The organism is Myroides sp. C4067 (assembly GCF_038039665.1).
Classification (GTDB): Bacteria; Bacteroidota; Bacteroidia; order Flavobacteriales; family Flavobacteriaceae; genus Flavobacterium; species Flavobacterium odoratimimum.
Genome location: NZ_JBBPHJ010000016.1, coordinates 54,175 through 79,939, shown reverse-complemented (window position 1 = coordinate 79,939; position 25,765 = coordinate 54,175). Strand labels below are relative to the sequence as shown.

Genomic DNA, 25,765 nt, shown 5'->3' with positions numbered 1-25,765 from the left:
TATCGCAAATGTAACTTATTTTATGCAAAAATTTGCAACAAATTGATTACTAAATATTAAGTTAAATATACTGAATTACTGGGCTTTTTGGTTATTTTTGTTGCACTATTAAAACAACATATTAACAACTCATGGATAAAAAAATAATATCTTTTTTTTCTTCGACACGGTTAATGGCGGTTCTTTTTATAGTTTATGCTGTAGCATTAGCTCTAGGAACCTTCATCGAAGATCGTTATAACACAACTACTGCCCGTATTTTAATATATAATACTAAATGGTTCGAGTTTATTATGTTTGTTTTCTTGATTAACTTTATAGGAAATATTAAGAAATACAGACTACTGAGCAAGGAGAAGTGGGCGACATTACTACTGCATGCGGCTTTTATTTTGATTTTATTAGGAGCTTTCATTACTCGTTATATTAGTTTCGAGGGAATGATGCCTATTAGAGAAGGGGAGACGGCAGATAGTATTTTTTCTGATAAAACTTTCCTTACTGTTATGACAGATGGTGAGTATGAAGGGGAACAACGTAGACGTACGTACGAGAGACCAATACTATTCTCTCCTGTGACGAATAATCACTTTAAAGTAAGAGAAGACTTTAATGGTATCGATTACGAGATAGAGTATAAAGATTTTATCATGGGAGCTACTGAGGCAATAGCAGAAGATCCTAATGGAAAAATGTTTTTAAAATTAGTAGAGTCTGGTGATGGAGATCGTCATGAACATTTCTTAGAAGAAGGAAAAGTAGTGAGTATCCACAATGTATTATTCTCATTGAATAAGCCTACTGATGGAGCAATCAATATCACAAAAGAAGGGGATGAGTTCTTTTTAGATACACCTTTTGGAGGAACGTATATGGTGATGGCAACACAGGCGACAGGTGATGTAGTAGCTGGTACAAAAGCTCCTCTGAACTTTAGATCATTATATAATATGGCAGGAACACAGTTCGTTATTCCAGAAATGCCTATTAAAGGAAAGATGGTTCTAGAGTCTGATGGTGACTTTAAGAATAAAAGAAATACGGATGCTTTAGTTCTTACTGTTCGTTCTCAAGGAAAAGAGGAGGAAGTAACGCTAATGGGTAAAGCAGGAAGAATGGGAGAACCTCAGTCATTTAAACTAGGTGACTTAGAGTTTACGATGATGTATGGTAGTAAAGTGTATACTACACCGTTCCAAATCAAGTTAAATAAATTCATCGCTGAGAAATATCCTGGTACAGAGAGTAGCTATGCTTCATTCGAAAGTCAGGTGACTGTATTAGACGGAGCAGAGAACTTCGATGCACGTATCTATATGAACAATATTCTAGATTATAAAGGATACCGATTCTTCCAGGCAGAGTTCGATAGAGATGAGAAAGGAACTATCCTATCTGTGAACCATGACTTCTGGGGAACGTGGATTACTTATATAGGGTACTTCTTACTATATGTAGGATTAATAGTAATCTTATTCGATAAGAATACAAGATTTGGTGATTTGAAACGAAAATTAGATAAAGTTAGAGAGAAGAAAGCTTCTATACTTACGATGTTGTTCTTGTTCTTATCAGTAGGAGCATTCGCACAACATAATCACGAGACACCTACACGTCCTAATCAGGTAGTGATAGATTCGCTGATCAAGAGTACTGCTGTAGATAAAGAACATGCAGCAAGATTCGGAGAATTGGTTATTCAGGACTTTGGTGGTCGTATGAAACCAGTGAATACTTTTGCTTCAGAATTATTGCGTAAAGTATATAAAGGAGAAAACTATAAAGGATTAAATCCTGATCAGGTGTTTCTATCGATGACTCAGTTCACAGTAGCTCAACAATTACAAGGAGCACCTAACTACTGGTATTATGCAGAATTGATAAAACTACCTAGAGGGAATGATAAGATATTAGAGGCATTAAAGTTACCTAAAAACGCAAAGTATGCTGCGTTTATTGATTTCTTTGATGAAGATGGTAATTATAGATTAGCAAAAGTAGTAGAAGATGCTAATCACTCTGCTGTTAAAAATCAGTTTGAGAAAGACTATTTAGACTTAGATTCTAAGATGGCTTTATTGAATGCAGCATTCACTACACGTAGCCTTACGATATTCCCTATACCTGGTCACGATAATGATAAATGGGTATCTCCATTAGAATTAAACGAGGCTGGTCTTAAAGGAATGGATTCTACATTCACGAAGAGCATATTGCCTAGAATGTATGTTCCAGCTTTATTTGAGGCAAAACAATCAGGGGACTATGCGAAGGCAGATGAGTTCTTACAGAGTATTAAAACGTATCAGAATGCTTATGGTAAAACTGTAATACCTTCTGAGAAAAAGATTCATTTCGAAATCCAATATAATAAGTACGATATATTTAAGACACTATATAGTTACTATATGTTAGCTGCTGTGTTCTTATTCATCTTCATTATATCAGAGATATTAAAACCAAGACGTATTAATAAGACGATGATAAAAATTGGTAGCTGGGCTACAGTCTTATTATTCGGTATCCATACATTAGGATTAGCTGTGAGATGGTATGTATCAGGGCACGCTCCATGGAGTGATGCGTATGAGTCAGTTATCTACGTGGCATGGGCAACTACATTATTTGGGTTGATTTTTGGGCGTAAGTCTGAGTTAACAATTGCTTCAACAGCATTCGTGGCCGCTATAGTATTATGGGGAGCACATCTAAACTTTATGGATCCTGCGATTGGTAATTTACAACCAGTATTGAATTCATATTGGCTGATTATCCACGTAGCAGTTATCGTAGGTAGTTATGGTCCATTCACATTAGGTATGATATTAGGAATAGTGACTCTATTCTTAATGATTCTTACCAATGATAAGAATAAGAAGAAAATGGATCTTAATATTAAGGAGTTGACTTATATTAATGAGATGACATTAACGGTAGGTCTAGTTCTATTAACTATTGGTAACTTCTTAGGAGGTCAATGGGCTAATGAGAGCTGGGGACGCTACTGGGGATGGGATCCTAAAGAGACATGGGCATTAATTAGTATTATGATTTATGCTTTTGTGATCCATGCCAGATTAGTGCCTGCTATGCGAGGTACATGGTTATATAATGTATTCAGTGTAGTAGCGTATTATTCAATTATGATGACTTACTTCGGTGTTAACTTCTACTTAAGTGGATTGCACTCTTATGCATCAGGAGATAAAGTGATCACACCTACTGCTGTATGGTGGTCATTAGGATTTGTGATAGTATTAAGTGTCTTCTCTTATATTAAATATAAAAAGTACTTGAAGAAATAGTATTCTCTAAGTAGAATATAATCTAAAGCCCAGCTTCTTTTAGAAGCTGGGCTTTTTTTGTTTTTATATCTGATTCAAGAGTAGAATTGTGATATAGAAGGAGAAACTACGATATGTATTACATATTATATAGGTATAATTAACTATATTGTGATTAGTTTCTTTATTTTAGAAAAATTAGTGATTTAATTTTCTTAAAAAACATAATTTTATATTTAATGTAGTTTTTAAAGGTGAAATCTTTGAAATGTTTAGTTTTGTTTTGTGTTTTATATACATCTTTTTTGAGTAAAATTTAAATATATATACAAAAACTGCTCTTGTTGTAGTATATTTTTTAAATAAGGTTAAATTGTATGAGTAATAATTAAATTTTAACATTTGATGTTTGTTAAGTCGTTTTTTTTATAACTTTGTAGTACAAACTGTTTAAGATTTTAGGTTAAAACTTATTGTCTATACAAGATGTTATGATTTGATTAACGATTTGGGGAAAATGTGATCACTTCAGATTAATTAGTAAAATATTTTAAATAAATTTTTTTAAACATGAAAAAGAAAATTACTACTCTGTTTTTGTTAGCTCTAGGAGCTGGTATGTATGCACAGACTCCTGATCCTATTGGTATGGGGGTTGGTACTGCATTAGTACCTAATAAAAGTGCAATATTAGATATTGCTGCGAGTAAGAAAGGGGTCTTGATTCCTAGAATTGCTTTAAATGATGTTAAAGTATTTGGTTTAGAAGGGGATTCTAAAACTGAAAGTATGTTGGTCTTTAATGATAAAGGTACTGCTGCAAAAGGATTCTATTATTGGACTAATAATACTACGACTCCTGCAGAAAGTAAATGGGAACTTATTACTTCTGAATCTGTATTAAATCAAAAAATAGATGAACTTAAGAATTATGTTGATACAGAAATAAAAAAGATAACTAATATAGTAGATGGTGCTAACCTAAGTTATTTAGTTGCTTTTAATCCTACTGGAGGAGCAAATGGTAAAGGAGAGTTTTCTTATTTAGTTCCTGATGGTAGCGGAGGGTATACTCAAAAAGCAATTACATTTGCTGAGTTAATCGCCTTATCTGAGACTAAAACTTTTATGAAAGCAGAGATGCATAAAATAAAAGATCCAAATGATGAAACTGGTAAAACTGAAGTTGAAGTAGTAAAAGCTTATTACTATTTCAATGAAGATGCAGTTAACGCCTGGTTAATTGCTGGAAATGATATTAAAGATATTAATGACCCAGTTAAGGGGATTCCTTTTACTTCAGGATTTAAAATCGACGTAGTAGGTACTGTAAGTTCTAACTTAGAACAAGTATTTAATGATAATCGTAAGTTTATTGATAAATTTATTACTAAATCTGAAGGAAATGTTTTTGCTGAAGTAGTTAATAATGAAGTTAAGTTATACTATATTGACAAAACTAATGGTAAAACTGAAGTGAATTTCAATACTTTAGAAACAAAAACTAATATTCAGAAAACGATTGTTGACGCTTCTGGGAAAGAGGGAACTTATACAGATGCTACATTAGGAACTCTTAAAGAAGGTCAAATACTATTTAAATACAAATCTGAAGAATTAGATGCTAATCAGCAGCCTGTAAATTATTATTTAAATATTACAGAAGAGGTTAAAAATTCATTTAATCATCAAGATATCAAAGATGAGTTAAATAAATATTTGACTCAAGGAGGTAATGTTTACTATGGTGAAATTACTACAGGTGATGGTAAATTCGTGTTATATCATTTAATTGATAATGGTGATGGAACATTTACAAAAAAACCAATTGATATTAGTGAAAACATAATCGAAACGATTAAAACTAATGATAAAGTAACAGAGTTAATCAAGGAAAAAACAAAAGAAATCGTTGAGAACAATGTAACAACAGAAACAGGAGAAGTTATCGGTGGGTTTAAAGTATTTAAAACTATTGTAAGCGCATCTGTTGTACAAGGTGAAACTAGTGATGGAACTAAAGTTGATTATAATACGACATTTAGTGAGTCAATTAAATTAGAAAAATTTAGTCGATTATTGAACGTTGAGATTTTAGATGATAAAGGACAAGTAGTGTTGACAACTGTCACAGATGTTAAAGCAGGTAGTGCTGATCAAGGTAAAACACCTGTTGAGTTTAGATTTGGTGTTGGTAAAATGTATGCTCCATTAGCTTCAGGTAAACAATATGATGTGATCTTAAGATATATATCTGATGAGAAATTTACACCTACTAAATAGTCCTAAATAATTTAAAAAAATAACTTTAATAAGAAATTATAATGAAAAAACAAATATATACAGTATTAGCATTAGCATTATGTTTAGGTGCTTTTGCTCAAGAGAAACCAGGAGTAGGTATCAATACAAAAAGAGTAGATAAAAGTGCTATTCTAGACGTTGTGGCTGAAAAAAAAGGGGTTTTAATTCCTAGAATTGCTTTAAATGATGTGACTGTTTTCGGTTTAGATGGTGATTCTAAAAAAGAAAGTATGTTAGTTTACAATGAAAAAGGTACTGCTGCAAAAGGATTCTATTATTGGACTAATAATACTACGACTCCTGCAGAAAGTAAATGGGAACTTATTACTTCAGAATCTGTATTAAATCAAAAAATAGATGAAGTTAAGAATTATGTTGATACAGAAATAAAAAAGATAACTAATATAGTAGATGGTGCTAACCTAAGTTATTTAGTTGCTTTTAATCCTACTGGAGGAGCAAATGGTAAAGGAGAGTTTTCTTATTTAGTTCCTGATGGTAACGGAGGGTATACTCAAAAAGCAATTACATTTGCTGAGTTAATCGCCTTATCTGAGACTAAAACTTTTATGAAAGCAGAGATGCATAAAATAAAAGATCCAAATGATGAAACTGGTAAAACTGAAGTTGAAGTAGTAAAAGCTTATTACTATTTCAATGAAGATGCAGTTAACGCCTGGTTAATTGCTGGAAATGATATTAAAGATATTAATGACCCAGTTAAGGGGATTCCTTTTACTTCAGGATTTAAAATCGACGTAGTAGGTACTGTAAGTTCTAACTTAGAACAAGTATTTAATGATAATCGTAAGTTTATTGATAAATTTATTACTAAATCTGAAGGGAATGTTTTTGCTGAAGTAGTTAATAATGAAGTTAAGTTATACTATATTGACAAAACTAATGGTAAAACTGAAGTGAATTTCAATACTTTTGAAACAAAAACTAATATTCAGAAAACGATTGTTGACGCTTCTGGAAAAGAGGGAACTTATACAGATGCTACATTAGGAACTCTTAAAGAAGGTCAAATACTATTTAAATACAAATCTGAAGAATTAGATGCTAATCAGCAGCCTGTAAATTATTATTTAAATATTACAGAAGAGGTTAAAAATTCATTTAATCATCAAGATATCAAAGACGAGTTAAATAGATATTTGACTCAAGGAGGTAATGTTTACTATGGTGAAATCACTACAGGTGATGGTAAATTCGTGTTATATCATTTAATTGATAATGGTGATGGAACATTTACAAAAAAACCAATTGATATTAGTGAAAACATAATCGAAACGATTAAAACTAATGATAAAGTAACAGAGTTAATCAATGAGAAAACAAAAGTTGTAGTGACTACAGAAACTAATGTACCTACTGGGGAAGTTATCAATGGATATACTGTATATAAAGGTACTGCAGAGATACTTGTTAACCATGCGGATGGTTATGATTCTGAATTAGCTGCTAATACTTATGTAGTTACTAAACCAATGAAATTTGTAGTAGATGACGCAACTAAGAAAGGTTCTTGGGTTGAGAATAAAGCTGATAAATTTGGTAGATTACTTAAAGCATCAGTATTAGATAAAAATGGACAAGTATTATTCACTACAGTTACAGATGTAACTTCACCTGGTGATAATCAATTTAGATTTGCTTTTGGTGTTGGAAACAGTTATTATCCATTACCTAATGATAAATATGAGGTTGTTTTTGAATATCTTGGGGCAACAAAACAATAATAAAAAAAGTTAAGCACTATGAGAAAGTATTTAATAGCATGTGCTGCTCTATTTGGTATGTCCTATATAGGACATGCCCAAGTAGGGGTTGGTACACTAAGTCCTTCTGAGAGTACTGTCTTAGACATACACGCTAAGGATAGAGGGGTGCTTTTTCCAAGAGTTCATTTAAAAGATTTGAATGAATTAGATCCTGTTATTGGAAAAAAAGGAGACTTAAAGATTAAAGGATTAGTTGTATTTAATATTAATCCTAATTTACAAGATAAAGATCTTGCTGGAAAATCTGAAGGGTTTTATGTGTGGTCTGGTACATCTTGGGATAGATTAACAACACGAAGTGAAATTTTAAAGCTAATTGGAGATAACAATAGTAATCAATCTCTAGAAGAAATTTGGGCGGTCATTAATCAACTTATTAATCAAACTAAACCTGGAGAATCTTTGAAAGGAACTTCTGTCGTGTTGTATGATTTTGATAAAGAGCAATTTTATACATTAGTTAAAGATGATAAAGATAACGTTGTTAGTTCTGAGGTTGTTGACTTAACGAATGTAATCCAAAAGGCAGAAACAAAATCTTTAATTAATAGAGGAGAAGTTATTGCTGATGGGCAAAAACCAGAATTAGTTAAATCTTTGAATTATGACCAGACGAAGTTGAAGAAAGGTCAGATTTTCTATGAATATTTAGGAGAAGAGAGAGATAAAGATGGAAAGCAAATTCCTTTTTATCTTGATATAACTGGAGATGTTAAGAAAACCATTACTAATAATCAAGAGGTACAACAAATTTTTGAAGAAACAGTAAATAAGTTTTTGACAGAAGGAGGTAATGTATTTTATGGTGATCATGATGAAGATGGAAATGCTGTTACTGAAGATGTTTTATATTCTTATGTAATCAATAATACGACAGGTAAGAGAGAAAAAAAGATTATTAATATAACAGAAACGCTTCGTGAAATATTAAAGAATGAAAACTTTATAAAAGAACTTAAAGAAGCTGTTAGTTATAATATTAGTAGTGCCATTACACAAACAAATATTAAGTATGAAGGTAAAGTAGTTAATGTGTTTTCAAGCACAGCAACTGTTAACTCTCTAGACGCTGAGGTTGTTGGTGTAGAATTTCCTGATGAAGTAGGTATTAAAGCACTTAACATTTTTGATATCAAATTGTATAGTTTAGAAGGAAAATTGATAACTGTAGGTATTACAGATATTAAGTATGATAGAGGGTTACTAGATTTTTCTTTAGGTAGTGGAGGGTTATATACACCAATTACTGCTGGTTCATACAAGGTAGTTGTTCAGTTTACAAAGTAAAACTTATAACAAAGAGTAGTAAAAAGCCTCTAGACATTGTCTAAAGGCTTTCTCTTTTAAATAAAAAAGGTCTCAAAAATATTTTTTGAGACCTTTTTTATGTTATTTAACTTGGTAAGTACCTATCGGTGTTATGTAGTTTTTATAGATGAAGTCTACTCTTCCATTACCTGCATCTTTAGGGATTTCAAAGTGTACTTCTGTTGGTGTTACTTTGAAAATATATGCAGGAGTTGGTGTGTCTGATGCTCCAGGTTCTAATGCACGAGTTCCTTTTTCAGCATTTGTTTTTTTACTTGGTAATTTTTTAGTAAAATTGATTGTGTATTCTCCAGCTTTACTTTCATCAAAACCTTTTCCTTTTAAAATAGCTGTATCCCCAGGTTGTTTATTTGAGAAATCAACATTGTTTATTTGCTCAGGGTATCCTGTAGGTTTTGGGTCATTCTTACTATTGTCATCACTAGAACAGCTTACAACGCTCAAAGAGATTGAGGTAATAAGGAATAAAAAAAGTTTTTTCATAAAATTGATTAGTTAATTGTTTAGAACTCTAAAGTAGTACCTTTTTTAATTCTAACAAATTATTGTGTCTTTTTTATTAGTTCATTTAGTATCGAATTTAGCCCTTCTGAAGCAGTATTTTTAATAACGGTTAGTGAGCAAGGTGTATGCTGAACTAACGCTGGGTTCGTGTCTATATAATAGGCTTGAGCATCTGATCTAGCATAAGATATTAGTGAGGCTGCAGGATATACTTGCATAGAGGTTCCTATGATGATGATGATATCTGCTTCTTCTACTAATGGAATAGCTTTCTCTAGTTCAGGAACCATTTCTCCAAACCAAACTATATGTGGTCTAAGTGAATGACCGAGTTCATTAGAGTCATTTGCTAAGAGATCTTTTGTCCAAGGGTATATTAGTTTTTCATTCTGTTCACTACGCACTTTCAATAGTTCTCCATGTAAATGAATAATATTATTAGATCCTGCACGCTCGTGAAGATCATCTACATTCTGAGTGATGATGCTTACATTGTAGTATTGTTCTAATTGAGCTAGAATGTTGTGAGCTTTATTCGGTTGACAACTTAATAGTTGGCGTCTGCGATCATTATAAAATTGCAAGACTAGTTCTTTGTTTTGTTGCCACCCTTCAGGTGAAGCTACCTGCATAACGTCATGTCCTTCCCATAATCCATCAGCATCTCGGAATGTTTTAATACCACTTTCAGCACTCATTCCTGCGCCTGAAAGGACGACTAATTTTTTTTCCATAATATTCTTACCTTTGCAATTGTCTTAAAAATAAATATATAATGAATATTTCAAATAAGCTATTTCAGGACGTTGATTATTTAGAATACTTAGAGACTTTCTTGACTGAAAATAGAGTAGAGCGTTTTAAAGAAGTTTTAAAGGATCGTACAAATCATTTTACTGTTGTAGCTGAAGATGTATATCAATTGCATAATACGAGTGCTGTAATGCGTAGTTGTGAGGTTTTTGGTGTACAAGACTTACATGTTATAGAACAAAAATTTGGAAAGCGTATAGATAAAGAAATAGCTTTAGGTGCTGAGAAGTGGGTAGATATTCACCGTTATGCATCTATACCTACAGCCATTGAAGATATCAGGAAGAAGGGCTATCAGATTGTGGCAACTACTCCTCATGTAGAAGCAAATCATTTAGAAGACTTTGATATTAGTAAGCCTTCTGCTATATTCTTTGGTACAGAAAAAAATGGACTGTCTCCTGAAATTATAGAACAGGCAGATGCTTATATTAAAATACCAATGGTTGGTTTTACAGAAAGTTTGAATATATCAGTGTCAGCTGCGATTATTATTCAGAATCTAACTACAAGAGTAAGGAACTCAGATGTTGAATGGAGGTTAAAGGAAGAAGAAATACTTGTAAAAAGAATTGATTGGGCTAGAAAGTCTATTAAAGATATTGATTTTGTAACTGAACGTTATTTAGAATCTAAGCAATAATATAAAACAAAAAACTCCTTCAATTGAAGGAGTTTTTTGTTTTATATAAGTGATGTTATTTAAGTACTAGGATTGCTCTTTTTGCGTAGTTTCATATTGATAAACTCTACAGCTAACGAGAATGCAATAGCGAAATATAAATAACCTTTCGGTACAGCTCCTATTTCTTGTCCAGCTAATACAGCATGTGAGATGTGCATACTTTCTGTAGTAAGCATAAATCCAATCAATATTAAGAAGGAAAGTGCAAGAATTTGAATAGAAGGGTTCTTATTCACAAAGTTACCTACAGGTATAGCAAACAACATCATCACTCCAACAGAAACAATAACTGCAGCAATCATAATATATAGAGCTCCTTGTAAGCCATTAGTCATACCTACAGCTGTTAGAATACTATCAACAGAGAATATAATATCAATCATTAAAATCTGCATGATAATGTTGCTAAATGATTTAGTAGCTATTTTTTTTGCATTAGGAGCTTCATCTATAGGGTGATGATCATGCACATGAGCTACTTTTTCATGTATCTCTTTGGTCGATTTATAAATCAAGAAGATACCTCCACCTAATAAGATTAATGCTTGTCCATTGAAGTCTGCGCTAAACCAACTCCAATTGATACTAAATAAAGGTTTTTTCATAGCGATAAGCCATGTAACACCAAATAATAATGCAATACGCATAAACATGGCTAAAAACAGCCCTATTTTTGTTGCTTTTTTGCGTTGTTCTTCAGGTAGTTTACCTGTGACGATTGAGATAAAGATAACATTGTCTATTCCTAATACAATTTCTAAGAATGTCAATGTAATAAATGCTACTATAGCATCTGCAGTTAAAAATACTTCCATAGTATTTAGTTGTGGATTAGATTATAAATCAGCTATTTTTTTAATAGTTCCTCTTTCTCTTCTTGCATCTCCTACATACCCATATTCAAAAGTACATAGATCTCCGTCCGTAGTAATTATCTTAATGCTAACAGGCTTTTTATCAGCCATAGTCTTAGGATTAAGTTTCTCTAAGATAAACTCGCAATCGTTTACCCAACGTATAGCAGCACTATCTGTTTTACCTTCGAATGTTTCTATTTCTAATTCTTCAGTTCTAATGAAAGTAGAAACTTTCTTTTCTCCATTAATTTCGGCAGTAAATTCGAATTTACCTGTTTTAAATTTAGCACAATTTCTTTCTTGATTATAACAAGAGACTAATAAAAATAAAAAAGGTAAAAAGTAAAGTAGTTTAGTTTTCATGTTTTTAGTTTCCAAAAAGTGATTTTATAATAGTTTGTAATCCTTTAAAAAATAATAGCATAGAAGTTAAGCATATTAAACATCCTAAAATAAGTATAGGATAGAAAAAAGGGTGAGCTTGATTTTTTAGAGAACTATGGATAACGATAGGGCCTAAAAACATAAGGGGTAAAGTAATCATTAAGTATTTTACACCTTTGCTCAACAGTTTTCGATCAGTTTGTGGTTCTTCCATTATTTAGTTGATTTAAAACTTTCTATTGCTAAGCGGACATTCTGATATTGGTCTAAAAGTCCTTTAGCGATAGTGTAGTCTATATTTAATTCATTTATAATCATTTGTATTCCTCTTTCTTGTAGTTTAGCATTAGTCATTTTCATATCGACCATTTTATTGCCTTTTACTCGACCGATTTGTATCATACTACTAGTAGAGATCATATTAAGAACGAGTTTCTGCGCAGTACCAGCTTTCATACGAGAGCTACCTGTTACAAACTCAGGTCCTACGACCACCTCTATAGGATAATCAGCTACTTCAGCAAGAGGACTTCGAGGATTACAAGTTATACAACTTGTTGTGATTTTATTTTTTTGGCATTGTTCTAATGCTTTAATAACATAGGGAGTAGTACCAGATGCAGCGATACCAATGACAATATCTTTTGAATTGACATTATACTGTTGTAAATCTAACCAACCTTGTAAAGGATTGTCTTCTGCATTTTCTACAGCATGTCTAATGGCGTGATCTCCTCCGGCGATGATCCCAATAACTAAATCAGGTGATACTCCATAAGTAGGAGGGCATTCTGAAGCATCTAGGATTCCTAATCGTCCTGAAGTACCTGCTCCAATGTAGAATAGTCTTCCTCCATTGTTTAATTTAGAAACAACTTGTGTTACTGTCCTTTCTATTTGAGGAATTGCTTTTTCTACAGCTAAGGGAACAGAAAGATCTTCTTGATTGATATTAGACAATAATTCTTGGATAGACATCTTGTCTAGATTATCATAATTAGAAGATTGTTCTGTAATTTTTATAAAACTCACTTTTGAATAGTTTTTAAAAAAGTATGAACACAAAAGTAAGCAAAATAGTTTACTAACCCTTATTTATGTAGTAGAGGAACGATATAATTTTATGCCAAAAAAGCGGATTATTAAGAAGAGAAATTTTCTTTAAAATTATATTTATTCTTTTATTAAGTTAGGTAAGTATTTCTTTACTAAAGAATAAGGAGTTATTTAATGTCATTGGTTCTAAAATGATAAAATAATACTAGTAAATAATTTTTTGTGTTGTGAGAAATGAATTACTTTTGCAGAGAGTAAACTGCCTTATCGCTACTTTCAGTAATGAAAATAGAGGAAAGTCTGGACACCATAGGGAGGCATAATGGGTAACGCCCATCCTTGGCTTGCCAAGAGGACAAGTGCAACAGAAAGTATGTACAGGTAATGCTGTAGTGAAACCAGGTAAACTCTATGCGGTGAAATGTCATGTATATTTAGCGTTTGAGGGTGCCCGCCCGATGCTTTAGGGGTAGGCAGATAGAGCTATCGAGTAATTGATAGCCGGGATAAATGATAAGGGGGTACTTCGGTACTTACAGAATCCGGCTTATAGGTTTACTCATTATTTTTAGTATCTATTAGGTACTAAAAAAGGACTATTATCTAAGATAATAGTCCTTTTTTTATATGTTAGTATGAGATTTATTCATCATCGTCTTCCTCATCTTCATCTTCTAGCTCGTATTCAAAGAAGGTAAATACAGAACCACCATAGTTTTTTTCGAAAGAGAAATGTTCTAAATGATCCATTTTAGTAAACTTAGAGTGTTCTATAACAACCATACCTTGCTCATCAACAAGTCCTTTCTCAAAAATATCCTTTAGTATTTTCTCAAATTGTTCTTGGGTAAAATCATAAGGAGGATCGGCAAAAACGATATCATAGGAAGCTTGGTGCTTCTCTATAAATTTAAATACGTCAGACTTTAGTGGAATAATATTAAGATCTAGTTCTTTTGCTGTTTTCTTAATAAAGTTAACGCACCCCATATCACCATCTACACTAACGATAGATTCTGCTCCTCTAGAAGCAAATTCGTAGCTGATGTTTCCTGTACCTGCGAACAAGTCTAATATGGTTAGTTCACTAAAGTTAAAGTGATTATTTAGAATATTAAATAGAGATTCTTTACTCATATCCGTTGTAGGACGGACAGGTAGGTTTTTAGGGGGCGAAATACGTCTTCCTTTTAGTTTTCCTGATATAATTCTCATGAATGGAATAAAATGTAATATTGTTTAGGTACTTGATGATGTAATAAAAGATCATCGCTAATAAAAAAATTATTATCTACTACATTGACTTCTCGAATGTAGGTATATGCTTGTTCATAATAAGAGTCGTCCGTATCTACTCTTCCAATCAAGTAGAGTGGGTTTGACTCTGTATTTAATTCTAATTGTTCATAAGTAAACAAGATGTAATAAATAAAGTCTTGTGCAGTTTGGCATTGAAATGAATTAAAAAAAAGTAATTCTCCATTACTGACTACTACTAATTCAAAATGATCTTTTTGTAAAAAAGCATAAACTTCTTTTTCAGTATTTTTACTTGACTTTTTTAGTAAAATTTCTACTAGTAATGTATTAATGTTGTGGTAAGTAAAGCTTCCAAATTTATCAATTAAATAATTATTGATATTGACATAAGGAATATAAACATTATTAATAGCACTACTTTCTAATTCATCAAAAGCAAAGAAGTCTGTAGAAAACACTTTTGTTGAATACTGTAGATAATACCCCATAGAATCTTCATTGAATAGTTCTCTTGGGATAAATGTATTAAGTGTATTATCATGTAGTACAATTACTTCATCGTATCTTTCTGTTAATTCTATATGCTTTTGAAAAATTTTATCTAATTGTTCCTCTATAGATTTAGTTTGAGAAATAGCTTCAGATGCAAAGTGAATAATCTCATGTGCTAATTTGTCTTTAATAGCAAAAGAGAATTTATTTAAAGAAACTTGTATTAAAAGTTTATGGTAATTCTTTGACATCGTGAGTTTAAAATATGAATTTCGAATATAGGCAAAATTACACTTTTTTATTGCAATCTTCTAGTCAAGGGATAAAAAGCTTAGTATCTTTGGCATACAATAGATAAAAAAGAATATACAACTATGATAGGTCAACAGTTTTATAAACTACTCCGTCAGAAATTTCCTTATGATTTAACTTTAAAGCAAGACATTTTTCTTCAGAAGATTGCTGATTTTGTTACAAATGATACACAAGATGAATTGTTTGTATTAAAAGGATATGCGGGTACTGGTAAAACTACATTGTTATCTACAGTAGTTAATGAATTGAGAAGCGTTAATAAGTTCTCTGTGATGCTTGCTCCTACAGGACGCGCAGCTAAGGTGATCAGTAATTATTCTAATCGATCTGCTTTTACCATTCATAAGAATATTTATTATCCTAAGCCTAGTAAGACAGGAGGTACTTTTCAATATACCATGCGTCATAATAGAAATCGAAATACGATATTTATAGTAGATGAGGCTTCTATGATTGGAGATGCTAGTGCAGGAGATACCTCTATGTATCCACATGGATCTTTATTGGACGACTTAGTTTATTATGTGTATTCTGGTTTTAATTGTAAGTTGATTTTAATAGGGGATACAGCTCAGTTACCTCCAGTAGGCATGAATATTAGTCCAGCATTAGATATAGACCAGCTTCGATTTAATTATGATATGGATATTCAGCATATAGAATTAGATGAAGTAATGCGACAAGAAGTTGATTCAGGAATTCTATATAATGCAACAGAACTACGTCTGGCAATCGGGTCTTATTTTGCAGATACTTTTCAGTTTCAATTACAAGGATTTAAAGATATTATTCGCCTAATAGATGGTTATGATATTCAGGATGCTATTTATTCATCATATTCAAACAGTGGGCCAGAAGAGACTACTTTCATTGTGCGTTCTAATAAACGTGCGAATGCATATAATCAGCAGATCAGAGCTCGTATTCTAGATAAGGATAGCGAGATATCAGCAGGTGATTTATTGATGGTTGTGAAGAATAATTACTTTTGGCTTAAAGACTCAACTGTAACTGACTTTATAGCAAATGGCGATATTATTGAAGTTTTACAAATCTATAGAACAATAGAGTTGTATGGGTTTAGATTTGCTTCTGTACGAATTAGAATGATTGATTATCCTGATATGACTCCTTTTGATACTATGATATTTTTGGATACTCTGACTAGTGAGTCGCCTGCTCTTACGTATGATCAGATGAACAAACTGTATAATGAAGTGTTGTTAGATTATGAAGATGAGATAACCAAATATCGAAAAATGCAGAAATTAAAAGAGAATGAATATTTTAATGCTTTGCAGGTTAAGTTTGCATACGCCATTACGTGTCATAAGTCACAAGGTGGTCAGTGGGAGACGGTATTTATTGAACAACCTTATTTACCTGATGGAATAACAGAAGATTACGTAAAATGGTTATATACAGCGATGACTCGTGCTAAGGATAAATTGTACCTAATAGGTTTTCAAGATGAATATTTTCTTCAAGACTGATAGATAAAATAGTTTAACATTACCCAATTATTATTAATAACAAGATAGTATATTTGAATACTAAAAAAGATTAAAATGAAAGTTATAGCAGTAATACCAGCTCGATATGCATCTACCCGTTTTCCTGCAAAGTTAATGGAAGATTTAGCAGGGAAAACTATTATCCGTCGTACTTATGAAGCAACATTAGCAACAGGGCTTTTTGATGATGTATTTGTAGCTACAGACTCAGAGTTGATTTACAATGAAATTATCCATCATGGGGGAAGAGCTGTGATGAGTGTTAAAGAACACGAGAGTGGGAGTGACCGTATAGCAGAAGCTGTAAAAGATATAGAGGCCGATATTGTTATTAATGTACAAGGAGATGAGCCTTTCGTTAGTAAAGAGAATTTAGAAAAGCTAATTGATATATTTCAGAGAGATGAGGCTAAGCAAGTAGATTTAGCTTCTTTAATGACTCCAATTAATGAATGGGCTACAATAGAGAATCCTAATAATGTAAAAGTAGTTGTGGATGATACCAATACAGCACTATACTTTTCTCGTTCTGTAATTCCTTACCCTAGAGATAAGGAAGTGAAAGTACAGTATTATCAACATATAGGGGTATATGCTTTTAGAAAAGAAGCTTTGCTTGAGTTTACAACTTTGCCAATGAAGTTTTTAGAAGCTTCTGAGAAGTTAGAGCAACTAAGATACTTAGAGTATGGTAAGCGTATTAAAATGGCTATTACAAAGCATTTAGGGATAGGAATAGATACACCAGAAGATTTAGAAAGAGCTAAACAGATAATAGCAGGTAATCCAGAATTAAGATAAAAAAAGAGGCTTTAAAATAAAATTTAAAGCCTCTTTTTTTATATAGTAGAATTGGTTATTTCCTCTTTGTTTTCTGTTTCAGTATTTACTTCATGAGTATTGTTACTGTTTGTATTATTTTGATAAACAGGAGTAGGGATTGGAACTTCCTTTTTCTCAATAGGTACTTTGATTATAGTCTCCCATTCTGCTGCTAATCTAGAGTCAATAACAGACTTCTTAAGCAGTAAGATAATAGGTTCATCAGGTAGAATGTTTAATTCTTTATCACTAATCTCTGTTCTTGTCTTACGCATTGCTTCTGGTAAGAATGTGTAATAACCGATTAGTGTTGATTCAAAATAACTCTGTTTATCAAGTTTATCTATTTTATACTTTTCTTCTTCGTTTAAGTATATATTCCCTTTAATAGGTAAGGCAAATCGATAAGTAAGCGTGTTTTGTGCTTTCGAATTGTTCAATATCAAATAGGGATCTCCTGCTATTTCTATTTGGTTAGTAGAACAAAAATCAGATAAGTCCTTATTTAAGGCTAATAAGTCTTCATTTAATGTTCCTATAGAAGAAGAAGCTTCTAGGTATAGGTATTCGATACTAGGAGTTGACTTGACTGCATCTAGTTTTACTTCATATTCTTTATACTGTTTAATAAAGTAAACAATAAAAGCATCTATGTTTTTGTTAAGACTATTAGTAGCTACTTGGTTAGGTGATCCTTTAAAAAAAGAAGTAAACTTTGTTTGTAAATCTAAGGTACCATTAAATGTAAAGGTGATTTGTGTCTTATTCTGTTGGCCTTTTAATCTCCAAATAATATTTGAAATCTTATTGTCATTTAAAATATCTTGAGATAAGCTATCGTATGGATGGCTATATTCTGCTCTTATATGATAAGATCCTAAATTTTCTAACTCTATTTGGTAAGTTCCATTATTAGACTTTTGGGAAGTCATCCAATCAGTCCAATTGTCTAAATCATTGATATAATTATAGACTATTTCTTTAGGAGCATCCACAGTGAATGTTCTCTCTACTTTATATTCGGGACTTTGAGTAAGTATGAATACAAAAAGAGAAACTAATGTTAATAGTAGTAAAAGAGAGAAATACTTTAGAATTTTCATAACAATTTAGAGCTATATGAATTACTTCAAAAAGTTTTTTAAAATAAATAAAGAACCTATAAATGATAAAAAGGCAACTAAGACCCATAGTCTATTTTTGTAATAGATACGGTGTAGTTTTATATCTTTTCTATACATGATAATCATTACTATGGTAAAAGCAATAATGAAAAATATAGCAAACTTAAGTTGTCCAGGTGTAAACATAATTATTTTTTAGCAAAAATAGTCAAAAGAGTTAGATTGTAGATAAAAAAAACGGCAGAATTACTGCCGTTTTTTAATATGATAAAAGAAACTTTAGATTAGATTTTTTCTGTCCATCCAAAAGTATCTTCAATATTCTTTTGTTGAATTCCTTGAAGAGCTGTTTTTAATTGAATTGCAAAAGAGTTCTCATCACTCACTTCTGGTAATCCATAGTAATTATCTTGGAAAGCAAATCCTTCGATTTGTCCTACTGTAACTGCAGTTCCTGCTCCGAAGATTTCTTTTAATTCACCTTTAGCATGTGCATCTAGTAAATCTTGAACTACGATAGATTTTACTTCTACATTAATTCCTTTGCTCTTAGCGATGTCAAGCAAACTTTTTCTAGTAACACCATCTAAGATTCTCTCACTAGTAGGAGCTGTAATTAAGGTATCTCCAATTCTGAAGAATACGTTCATAGTACCTGCTTCTTCTAGTTTAGTATGAGTAGCATCATCAGTCCAGATTACTTGTTGGTATCCTGCTTCTTGAGCTAATTTAGTTGGGTAGAATTGTCCAGCATAGTTACCAGAACATTTAGTGTAACCAACACCACCATTAGCAGCACGGCTATAGTGCTCAGCGATTTGAACTTTTACTTTTCCTGAGTAGTATGTACGTGCAGGCGAACAAATGATACAGAACATAAACTCGCTAGAAGGTCCAGCTACTACACCTTCATGAGTTCCGATCATAAAAGGACGAATGTATAATGCATTTCCTTGTCCTTGTTTAACCCAGTCTCTATCAAGGTTGATTAGTGCTTTTAATCCATCTACGAATCTTTCTTCGTCGATATGTGGCATAGCCATACGTTCTGCAGATTTGTTGAAACGAGCCCAGTTTTCACGTGGACGGAATAACCATACATCTTCATTTGCATCTTTGTATGCTTTCATTCCTTCAAAGATAGCTTGTCCATAGTGGAACACATTTGTTGAAGGTGCAAAAGACATTGGTCCATAAGGTTTGATTTCTACTTGTCCCCATTTACCATCTTTGTAGTGGCATACTAGCATGTGGTCAGTAAATACAGAACCAAACTTCAGGTTTTCGAAGTCAACTGATGCTATTTTTGATTTTTCTACTTTCTCAATAGAAAAAAGGTTGTTTGTTTCTAAACTCATTTCTTATAATGTTTTTTTAATTGTCTGTTTACTTATGCTTGCAATGTATTAAAAAAGCAACACATTACAAAATTATCAAAAAAAGTACTCAAAAATAGTTTCTTGTTGAACTTTATCTAAAATGCCGTGATAAATATTGTTTAATCGAAATTATTTACTGAAATTATAATAATCCATGAAAGATGTTTATATAAACTAAATCTTTTTGATTTATTTTTTTGACTTAATTTTGGTCTACCGAATACTTAATTTTTTTATCATGATAAGAATAATTGCTTCTTTAAGCATAATGGCTTTCATTTTGACAGGTTGTAAAAATGAAAATAAGGATAATTCTACTATAGTAGATGTACAGAAGACATACGAATATTTTGGAGATAGTGTAGTAATGGGAGATGTTCTTTCTAAAGAAGCTATGCTTAAGAGATACCAAGAATTAAAAGAAGGAGATACTATAAAAGTACAATTTGAAACAACTATTAATGATGTGTGCCAAAAGAAAGGTTGTTGGATGAATGTAGAGTTGCCAGGTGAGAAAAAAGGATTTGTTCGTTTTACAGATTACAGATTCTTTGCGCCTATGAATGCCGCTGGACATGAAGTTATAGTAGATGGTAGAGCGTTTATATCTGTAGTATCTGTAGATGAACTAAAACACTATGCTAAAGATGCAGGTAAGTCTGACGAAGAAATAGCAGCTATTACAGAACCTAAGGTTACTTACGCTTTTACAGCAGATGGTATCGCAATTAATAAAGATAAGTAATAGAAGGTGAGAAATAAATCAATATTGTGTCTTGTTCTATTAGTGTTTTCAGTTTTGTTGTCTTGTAAAAAAGAAACTAAACAAATAGAAGACAATAAAGAATCTGTGGTGAAAGATACAACTGCATTTAAGATGTATAATATGGCTCCGATGGCATCTCTTATGGAAGAGATGTATGCTCAAGGAGCATTTTTAAAGGCAGAAATAGAGCAAGAAAAGAAAGAATTGGGAACTTTACCTGATAAACATAGAGATATTCTTACTGCTAAGATGACAGATCCTAGTGATAGAGATATGTTTTTTACTGAGCAGGCAGAGCAGTATTTAAAGCTAGAACAGATTCTCTATCAAGATAATGAAGGTGATAAAGTACAACAGTTTAATGATATGATAAACTCATGTTTAACATGTCATCAAAAGAAATGTGGAGGACCTATTCCAAGAATTAAAAAATTATTGATACAGTGAAAAGAAAAATAGTGACAACCTCAGATGGATCTACTTCTATTGAGATTGAAGAATGGGGAGAAACATACCATTCTATTCATGGAGCTATTCAGGAGGCAAAACATGTCTACATAGAAAGAGGTTTTGATAAAATAGATAAAACTACTGTTAAAGTATTAGAAATGGGGTTTGGTACAGGACTAAATGCTTTTTTAACACTAGTAGAGGCTAGAAGAAAGGGTAAAATAGTAGAGTATCACAGTATTGAAGCTTTTCCTGTAACAGAACAAGAAAGCGTAGCATTAGATTTTAGTGCTTTATATGACAGAGATGGAGATGATATCTTGTTTAAACAGATGCATCAGTGTACTTGGGATGTATCACATGAGGTTACAGCAGAGTTTACGTTGCACAAGATTCATAGTACCTTTGAAGAAGCAGTAGTCAATCAGTCTTATTTTGATGTTATTTATTTTGATGTTTTTGGATATCAGTTTCAACCAGATTTATGGTCAGTAGAGATATTCCAGAAGGTTTATGACGCACTAGGAGATACGGGGGTTTTAGCCACGTATGCTTGTAGGGGGCCTATTAAAAGGGCGATGAAAGAAGTAGGATTTACAATAGAGAAGGTTCCTGGACCTCCAGGTAAAAGGGAAATGTTAGTAGGTTATAAACGTTAATCTACTTCTATAAAACGACAATGTAGGTAAATATGCCATCAATTAGAGTTCTATTTGACCACAAATATAATTTGTGAGGCATTCATCTAATATTATTGTGTTTTTTGTGGTTATTTTTTTGTTGCTCTAGTGTTAATACTGTGTGATTAAATATGTCTTAAAGTTAAGTTTTCTGTAGTCTTATTTTATTTTAATAGAAAGTGTGTAAGTTTGTTTGTAGAAAAAGAAAAAAACAGTAGTTATGAACAAACGAATGATGTTAGAGTATACTACCCTTGTACTTAAGAATGTCAGTTTTGATTCGGTATTATTTTCTAAAGAGTTAGAAAAAGCGGTAAAGACATTATTACCTTATGACTTAGGACAGCTAATGATTTGGGTTAATGAATTTTTAAAAGAACAACCTAATCTTAGAGCTGAATTAGCTTTATTAGACAGTGAAATAATAGAAGAGCTTGCCTATGCATAGGGCAAGCTTTTTTTGTTTATACTAGAATTAAGTACGTAAAAACGACTCATTGAGTTTTAAATTTATATTTTTACCAAACTAGAAAATTATAAAGAATGAAAAAAATAGTTTTATTAGCCATAATGTCTTTAGGTGTATTAATTTCTTGTAAGGATAAAAATATAGAGCAAGGAGAAAATAGTACTGTTGAGCATAATGATGTGCCTGAAGTAACCGAAATAGATGCTTCTGAAGAGGTGAAGGTATTATATGTAGCTTCTAAGCTGGATGAGTGTGCTGGGATTTCTCCTAAAAAATGTATGATGGTCAAGGAGGAAGAAGATGCACCTTGGGAGTTAATGTATCAAGAGATAGAGGGGTTTAATTATGAAGAAGGATATGAGTATAAAATAGAAGTGAAAAGAATAGATGTACCTAATCCTCCTGCAGATACACCATCTTTTAGATATGTTTTAGTAAGTGAGATTGCAAAAGAAAAAAAAGCATAGTATTATGGAGGATATTGTGTTAATGGATGATCGCGTCATTCTTAAACCACTAGAAGCATATAATTATAATGATTTAGTAGGATTTGCAATTAAAGAACCTGAAATATGGAAATATGCAACTGTGGGAGTTGAAGGAGCTGATGGAATGAAGAACTATATTAGTCAGGCAATAGAAGAAAGGAATAAGGGTAAAGCGTATCCTTTCATTGTTTTTGATAAAAGGACAGAAGAGTATGTTGGCTCTACGCGATTTTATAATATTGATCAAAAGAACAAGACGCTATTAATAGGGTATACTTGGTATAGTAAACTTACTCAAGGAACTGGAGTAAACAAGCACTGTAAGTATATGATGTTTAAATATGCTTTTGAAGTGATGGGAATGGAAAGGGTAGAGTTTAGAGTAGATAATACCAACGAGAGGAGTAAAGTAGCTGTTCAGAGTGTAGGTTGTACCCTAGAAGGGGTATTGAGAAGCGAAATCATTATCCACAGTGGTAGACGTAGAGATACAGCTATATTTAGTATGCTTAAAGACGAATGGTTTAGTTATGCTAAAGAGGCTCTAGAAGCAAAATTATAAGAACAAAAAAGACGATTTAACCAAATCGTCTTTTTTGTTATATTTTATCAATAACCTTACGGCGTTCTGCCCCAGTAGTTTTAAAGTGAGTAGGAGTTAGACCTGTTACTTTTTTAAACTGTTTGCTTAAGTGAGCTACACTACTATAATTTAATTGATAGGTTATCTCTTTTAGGCTTAATTCATCATATACTAACAGTTCTTTTACCTTTTCTATTTTTAATTGAATAAAGTATTGTTCTATAGTAGTAGATTCTAATTGCGAAAATAATAGGCTTAGAGCGTGGTAATCCATTTGCATTTTATCCGCTATATAAGCAGATAGTGGTATTTGTAGATTAGCATTGTGTTTTTGTACTAATTCTATTAATACTGTTTTGACTTTGTCTACTGTTTTACTTTTTTGATTGTCTAGGAGTTCAAAACCAATCTTTTGTAATTTAACTTCAATCTCTTTTAGCTGTGAAGAGTTCAAGTCTTCTTGTATTTCTATTTCTCCTAGTTCTATTTTAGTAGGGGTGTATTTTGCTTCTGTCAGTAGATTATCTACTGCCATTTTACACCTTTCACACACCATGTTTTTTATATATAGTTTCATCTGAAATATCCTTTTAGAAACTCAAAGATACTAAATCACATTTGAACATAAATATACAGAGACAATATAGTTTGACAGTAAAAGTGTTATTTTATGCTTTTAGTATTTAGTTGATTTTATAGTAAATAATCATTGTTTTGTTATTTTTTTGATATAATTAGTATTACTCAAAGTGAGAATCAATATGTTTCTTCACACTTAGATAATTCGGTGGTATAGTAGTGTATAGCTCAGTTTTCAATAGTTGTATTTGTTACCTTTACTCATGATGATTAACTATAAGTAGCAATATGAAAATTTTTAATACAGCACAAATGCAAGCATTGGATAAAGAGACAGTATCCAATCAATATATATCTTCATTTAAGTTAATGGAGAGAGCAACAACTAAAGTCTTTGAGAAGTTGCAAACTAGATATAAATTATATCAAACATCATTTGTTATTTTTTGTGGAACGGGAAATAATGGAGGTGATGGATTAACCTTAGCTAGATTATTAAAAGAAGGAGGAGCTATGGTGAAGGTATTCTTGGTGCAAACTAAGAAATATAGTCCTGATAATGCTCAGAATCAAGATCTATTAGAGGATAGAGATATCAATGTAGAGAAGTTTAATACAAAGAGTAAATTAAAAGTAAAGAAAGATGATGTTATCGTAGATGCTTTATTTGGTATAGGATTACATAGTCCTTTAGATGAAGAGTGGCGTCCTATCTTTGATTTTTTAAATGAAACTCCATGTCTAGAGAGAGTTTCTATAGATATGCCTTCAGGATTATTAGCAGATGTGGCAACACCAAAAGAAGCTATTGTATTTAAGGCTGATGTAGTTTATACATTCCAATTACCAAAAACAGCATTACTGTTATCTGATGCTAAAGAATATGTGAAAGAACTAGAAATATTAGATATAGGACTCGATCTAGACTATATAGAGAGTACTAAGTCGGATGCTTATTTTGTAGAACAGGATAAAGTGAAAAACTTAGTGAAATCAGGAACTAAGTTTAGTAATAAGGATGACTTTGGTAGAGTAATATTAATCGGTGGGAGTAAAGGAAAAATAGGAGCTGTGACTTTAGCAAGTAAGGCTGCTATGCATACAGGAAGTGGAATCGTGACGGCCTATGTACCGAGTTGCGGATATACTATCGTACAGACAGGGATACCTGAAGTCATGTGTGATACATGTACTAGTGAAGACTATATAAAAGTATTTCCATCTGTAGAACATTATGATGCAGTAGGAGTAGGGTGTGGTATAGGATTACATAAAGATACAGCTACTGCATTAATCAGTTTTTTAAAAGAGAATAAGGATAGGAAATTAGTAATAGATGCAGATGCTCTTAATATTATTAGTGAACAGAAGTGTTTAGATAAAGTTCCAGCAGAAAGTATCTTAACCCCACACGAAAAAGAACTGAAAAGACTTATCGGTGAGTGGGATAATGACTTTGATAAGATTGATAAAGTAAAACAGTTGGCTAAAAAGCACAATGTCATCTTTGTATTAAAAGGAGCACATACGATAACAATAGCACCAGACGAAACGATCTACTTTAACTCATCAGGTAACTGGGGAATGGCTACTGCTGGAGTAGGAGATACCTTGACAGGTATGATTACCTCTTTACTTGGGCAGGGTTACACTAGTAAAGAAGCCGCTATAGTAGGAGTCTATTTACATGGATTAGCAGGTGATTTAGCTATTGAGAATATTCATCCACATAGTCTAGTTGCTTCGGATGTAAGTAACCATATTAGTGCTGCTTATAATCAAATTGCATTATAAATAGTGAATATAAAAATGTAAGGCTACCTCTAAGAAGGTAGCCTTAC

The 25,765-nt window shown here is 32.0% G+C and carries 26 protein-coding genes and 1 other RNA gene; 15 read left to right on the top strand and 12 right to left on the bottom strand.

The window, feature by feature from the left end; translation table 11 throughout:
* Nucleotides 1–131 precede the first annotated feature (131 nt).
* The 4 genes from ccsA to AABL87_RS12345 all read left to right on the top strand — a co-directional run bounded on the left by ccsA (nucleotide 132) and on the right by AABL87_RS12345 (nucleotide 8,662).
* Nucleotides 132–3,305, top strand: coding sequence for a cytochrome c biogenesis protein CcsA (ccsA, locus tag AABL87_RS12360; RefSeq protein WP_225581780.1), 3,174 nt, complete (start codon nucleotides 132–134; stop codon nucleotides 3,303–3,305).
* Between the two features lie 549 nt (nucleotides 3,306–3,854).
* Nucleotides 3,855–5,567 (top strand): hypothetical protein, encoded by a 1,713-nt coding sequence (locus tag AABL87_RS12355; RefSeq protein ID WP_071307595.1) that lies wholly within the window; start codon nucleotides 3,855–3,857, stop codon nucleotides 5,565–5,567.
* 41 nt (nucleotides 5,568–5,608) lie between these two features.
* Nucleotides 5,609–7,333, top strand: a complete 1,725-nt coding sequence (locus AABL87_RS12350) for a hypothetical protein (protein ID WP_071307594.1) — start codon at nucleotides 5,609–5,611, stop codon at nucleotides 7,331–7,333.
* 18 nt (nucleotides 7,334–7,351) lie between these two features.
* Entirely contained in the window at nucleotides 7,352–8,662 is a 1,311-nt protein-coding gene (locus AABL87_RS12345) for a hypothetical protein (protein ID WP_006264187.1), read from the top strand.
* 102 nt (nucleotides 8,663–8,764) lie between these two features.
* Here AABL87_RS12345 and AABL87_RS12340 read toward each other — a convergent pair whose 3' ends face one another.
* Nucleotides 8,765–9,187 (bottom strand): hypothetical protein, encoded by a 423-nt coding sequence (locus AABL87_RS12340; protein ID WP_006265786.1) that lies wholly within the window; start codon nucleotides 9,185–9,187, stop codon nucleotides 8,765–8,767.
* 59 nt (nucleotides 9,188–9,246) lie between these two features.
* Entirely contained in the window at nucleotides 9,247–9,942 is a 696-nt protein-coding gene (locus tag AABL87_RS12335; RefSeq protein WP_286418542.1) for an SIR2 family NAD-dependent protein deacylase, read from the bottom strand.
* A 41-nt stretch (nucleotides 9,943–9,983) separates the two neighbouring features.
* On the opposite strand from AABL87_RS12335, the gene AABL87_RS12330 reads away from it, so the two are divergent.
* Nucleotides 9,984–10,664, top strand: coding sequence for a TrmH family RNA methyltransferase (locus AABL87_RS12330; protein WP_286418541.1), 681 nt, complete (start codon nucleotides 9,984–9,986; stop codon nucleotides 10,662–10,664).
* 59 nt (nucleotides 10,665–10,723) lie between these two features.
* Here AABL87_RS12330 and AABL87_RS12325 read toward each other — a convergent pair whose 3' ends face one another.
* From AABL87_RS12325 to murQ, 4 genes are all read right to left on the bottom strand, one after another.
* Nucleotides 10,724–11,521 carry a TerC family protein gene (locus AABL87_RS12325; RefSeq protein ID WP_006258493.1) on the bottom strand — a complete coding sequence of 266 codons (798 nt, stop codon included), beginning with the start codon at nucleotides 11,519–11,521 and terminating at the stop codon, nucleotides 10,724–10,726.
* 21 nt (nucleotides 11,522–11,542) lie between these two features.
* A complete protein-coding gene (locus AABL87_RS12320) occupies nucleotides 11,543–11,926 on the bottom strand; it encodes a hypothetical protein (RefSeq protein WP_006258492.1) in 384 nt (127 codons plus the stop codon).
* 4 nt (nucleotides 11,927–11,930) lie between these two features.
* Nucleotides 11,931–12,089, bottom strand: coding sequence for a DUF6095 family protein (locus tag AABL87_RS12315; protein WP_244154028.1), 159 nt, complete (start codon nucleotides 12,087–12,089; stop codon nucleotides 11,931–11,933).
* A 71-nt stretch (nucleotides 12,090–12,160) separates the two neighbouring features.
* Nucleotides 12,161–12,979, bottom strand: a complete 819-nt coding sequence (murQ, locus tag AABL87_RS12310; protein ID WP_225581911.1) for an N-acetylmuramic acid 6-phosphate etherase — start codon at nucleotides 12,977–12,979, stop codon at nucleotides 12,161–12,163.
* 275 nt (nucleotides 12,980–13,254) lie between these two features.
* On the opposite strand from murQ, the gene rnpB reads away from it, so the two are divergent.
* Nucleotides 13,255–13,569, top strand: an RNA gene (gene rnpB / locus AABL87_RS12305) — RNase P RNA component class A.
* A gap of 76 nt (nucleotides 13,570–13,645) precedes the next feature.
* Here the strand turns inward: rnpB and AABL87_RS12300 are convergent.
* Nucleotides 13,646–14,218: an RsmD family RNA methyltransferase gene (locus AABL87_RS12300; RefSeq protein ID WP_006258489.1), complete on the bottom strand. Its 573-nt coding sequence runs from the start codon at nucleotides 14,216–14,218 to the stop codon at nucleotides 13,646–13,648.
* Nucleotides 14,215–15,006 (bottom strand): DUF3822 family protein, encoded by a 792-nt coding sequence (locus tag AABL87_RS12295; RefSeq protein WP_006265785.1) that lies wholly within the window; start codon nucleotides 15,004–15,006, stop codon nucleotides 14,215–14,217. The genes AABL87_RS12300 and AABL87_RS12295 overlap by 4 nt, the downstream gene beginning before the upstream one ends.
* 123 nt (nucleotides 15,007–15,129) lie before the next feature.
* Here AABL87_RS12295 and AABL87_RS12290 point away from each other — a divergent pair, with 123 nt between their 5' ends.
* Both AABL87_RS12290 and kdsB read left to right on the top strand, forming a co-directional pair.
* On the top strand, nucleotides 15,130–16,563 hold the full coding sequence (locus AABL87_RS12290) for an ATP-dependent DNA helicase (protein WP_006265784.1): 1,434 nt from the start codon (nucleotides 15,130–15,132) through the stop codon (nucleotides 16,561–16,563).
* A gap of 75 nt (nucleotides 16,564–16,638) precedes the next feature.
* Nucleotides 16,639–17,385, top strand: a complete 747-nt coding sequence (kdsB, locus tag AABL87_RS12285; protein WP_341277420.1) for a 3-deoxy-manno-octulosonate cytidylyltransferase — start codon at nucleotides 16,639–16,641, stop codon at nucleotides 17,383–17,385.
* Nucleotides 17,386–17,423: 38 nt separating this feature from the next.
* Here kdsB and AABL87_RS12280 read toward each other — a convergent pair whose 3' ends face one another.
* The 3 genes from AABL87_RS12280 to AABL87_RS12270 all read right to left on the bottom strand — a co-directional run bounded on the left by AABL87_RS12280 (nucleotide 17,424) and on the right by AABL87_RS12270 (nucleotide 19,888).
* On the bottom strand, nucleotides 17,424–18,509 hold the full coding sequence (locus tag AABL87_RS12280) for a hypothetical protein (protein WP_039330227.1): 1,086 nt from the start codon (nucleotides 18,507–18,509) through the stop codon (nucleotides 17,424–17,426).
* 21 nt (nucleotides 18,510–18,530) lie between these two features.
* Nucleotides 18,531–18,716: a hypothetical protein gene (locus AABL87_RS12275; RefSeq protein WP_006258484.1), complete on the bottom strand. Its 186-nt coding sequence runs from the start codon at nucleotides 18,714–18,716 to the stop codon at nucleotides 18,531–18,533.
* Between the two features lie 98 nt (nucleotides 18,717–18,814).
* Complete coding sequence (locus AABL87_RS12270) at nucleotides 18,815–19,888, bottom strand: branched-chain amino acid aminotransferase (RefSeq protein WP_006264181.1); 1,074 nt, start codon at nucleotides 19,886–19,888, stop codon at nucleotides 18,815–18,817.
* 289 nt (nucleotides 19,889–20,177) lie between these two features.
* On the opposite strand from AABL87_RS12270, the gene AABL87_RS12265 reads away from it, so the two are divergent.
* The 6 genes from AABL87_RS12265 to AABL87_RS12240 all read left to right on the top strand — a co-directional run bounded on the left by AABL87_RS12265 (nucleotide 20,178) and on the right by AABL87_RS12240 (nucleotide 23,324).
* Nucleotides 20,178–20,654, top strand: a complete 477-nt coding sequence (locus AABL87_RS12265) for a DUF4920 domain-containing protein (protein WP_341277422.1) — start codon at nucleotides 20,178–20,180, stop codon at nucleotides 20,652–20,654.
* Nucleotides 20,655–20,660: 6 nt separating this feature from the next.
* Nucleotides 20,661–21,122 carry a hypothetical protein gene (locus tag AABL87_RS12260; RefSeq protein WP_232234312.1) on the top strand — a complete coding sequence of 154 codons (462 nt, stop codon included), beginning with the start codon at nucleotides 20,661–20,663 and terminating at the stop codon, nucleotides 21,120–21,122.
* The gene (mnmD, locus tag AABL87_RS12255; protein ID WP_006261711.1) at nucleotides 21,119–21,784 is read left to right on the top strand and encodes a tRNA (5-methylaminomethyl-2-thiouridine)(34)-methyltransferase MnmD; all 666 of its coding nucleotides are present in this window, start codon (nucleotides 21,119–21,121) and stop codon (nucleotides 21,782–21,784) included. Before AABL87_RS12260 ends, mnmD begins: the two co-directional genes overlap by 4 nt.
* A 241-nt stretch (nucleotides 21,785–22,025) precedes the next feature.
* Nucleotides 22,026–22,253 (top strand): hypothetical protein, encoded by a 228-nt coding sequence (locus AABL87_RS12250; protein WP_006261710.1) that lies wholly within the window; start codon nucleotides 22,026–22,028, stop codon nucleotides 22,251–22,253.
* 95 nt (nucleotides 22,254–22,348) lie between these two features.
* Nucleotides 22,349–22,741 carry a DUF4377 domain-containing protein gene (locus tag AABL87_RS12245; RefSeq protein ID WP_341277419.1) on the top strand — a complete coding sequence of 131 codons (393 nt, stop codon included), beginning with the start codon at nucleotides 22,349–22,351 and terminating at the stop codon, nucleotides 22,739–22,741.
* A 4-nt stretch (nucleotides 22,742–22,745) separates the two neighbouring features.
* Nucleotides 22,746–23,324 carry a GNAT family N-acetyltransferase gene (locus tag AABL87_RS12240; protein WP_006261708.1) on the top strand — a complete coding sequence of 193 codons (579 nt, stop codon included), beginning with the start codon at nucleotides 22,746–22,748 and terminating at the stop codon, nucleotides 23,322–23,324.
* Between the two features lie 37 nt (nucleotides 23,325–23,361).
* Here the strand turns inward: AABL87_RS12240 and AABL87_RS12235 are convergent, their stop codons facing one another.
* Nucleotides 23,362–23,922 carry a helix-turn-helix domain-containing protein gene (locus tag AABL87_RS12235; RefSeq protein ID WP_006258473.1) on the bottom strand — a complete coding sequence of 187 codons (561 nt, stop codon included), beginning with the start codon at nucleotides 23,920–23,922 and terminating at the stop codon, nucleotides 23,362–23,364.
* Between the two features lie 290 nt (nucleotides 23,923–24,212).
* Here AABL87_RS12235 and AABL87_RS12230 point away from each other — a divergent pair, with 290 nt between their 5' ends.
* Nucleotides 24,213–25,718, top strand: a complete 1,506-nt coding sequence (locus AABL87_RS12230; protein WP_006261707.1) for a bifunctional ADP-dependent NAD(P)H-hydrate dehydratase/NAD(P)H-hydrate epimerase — start codon at nucleotides 24,213–24,215, stop codon at nucleotides 25,716–25,718.
* Nucleotides 25,719–25,765 lie beyond the last annotated feature (47 nt).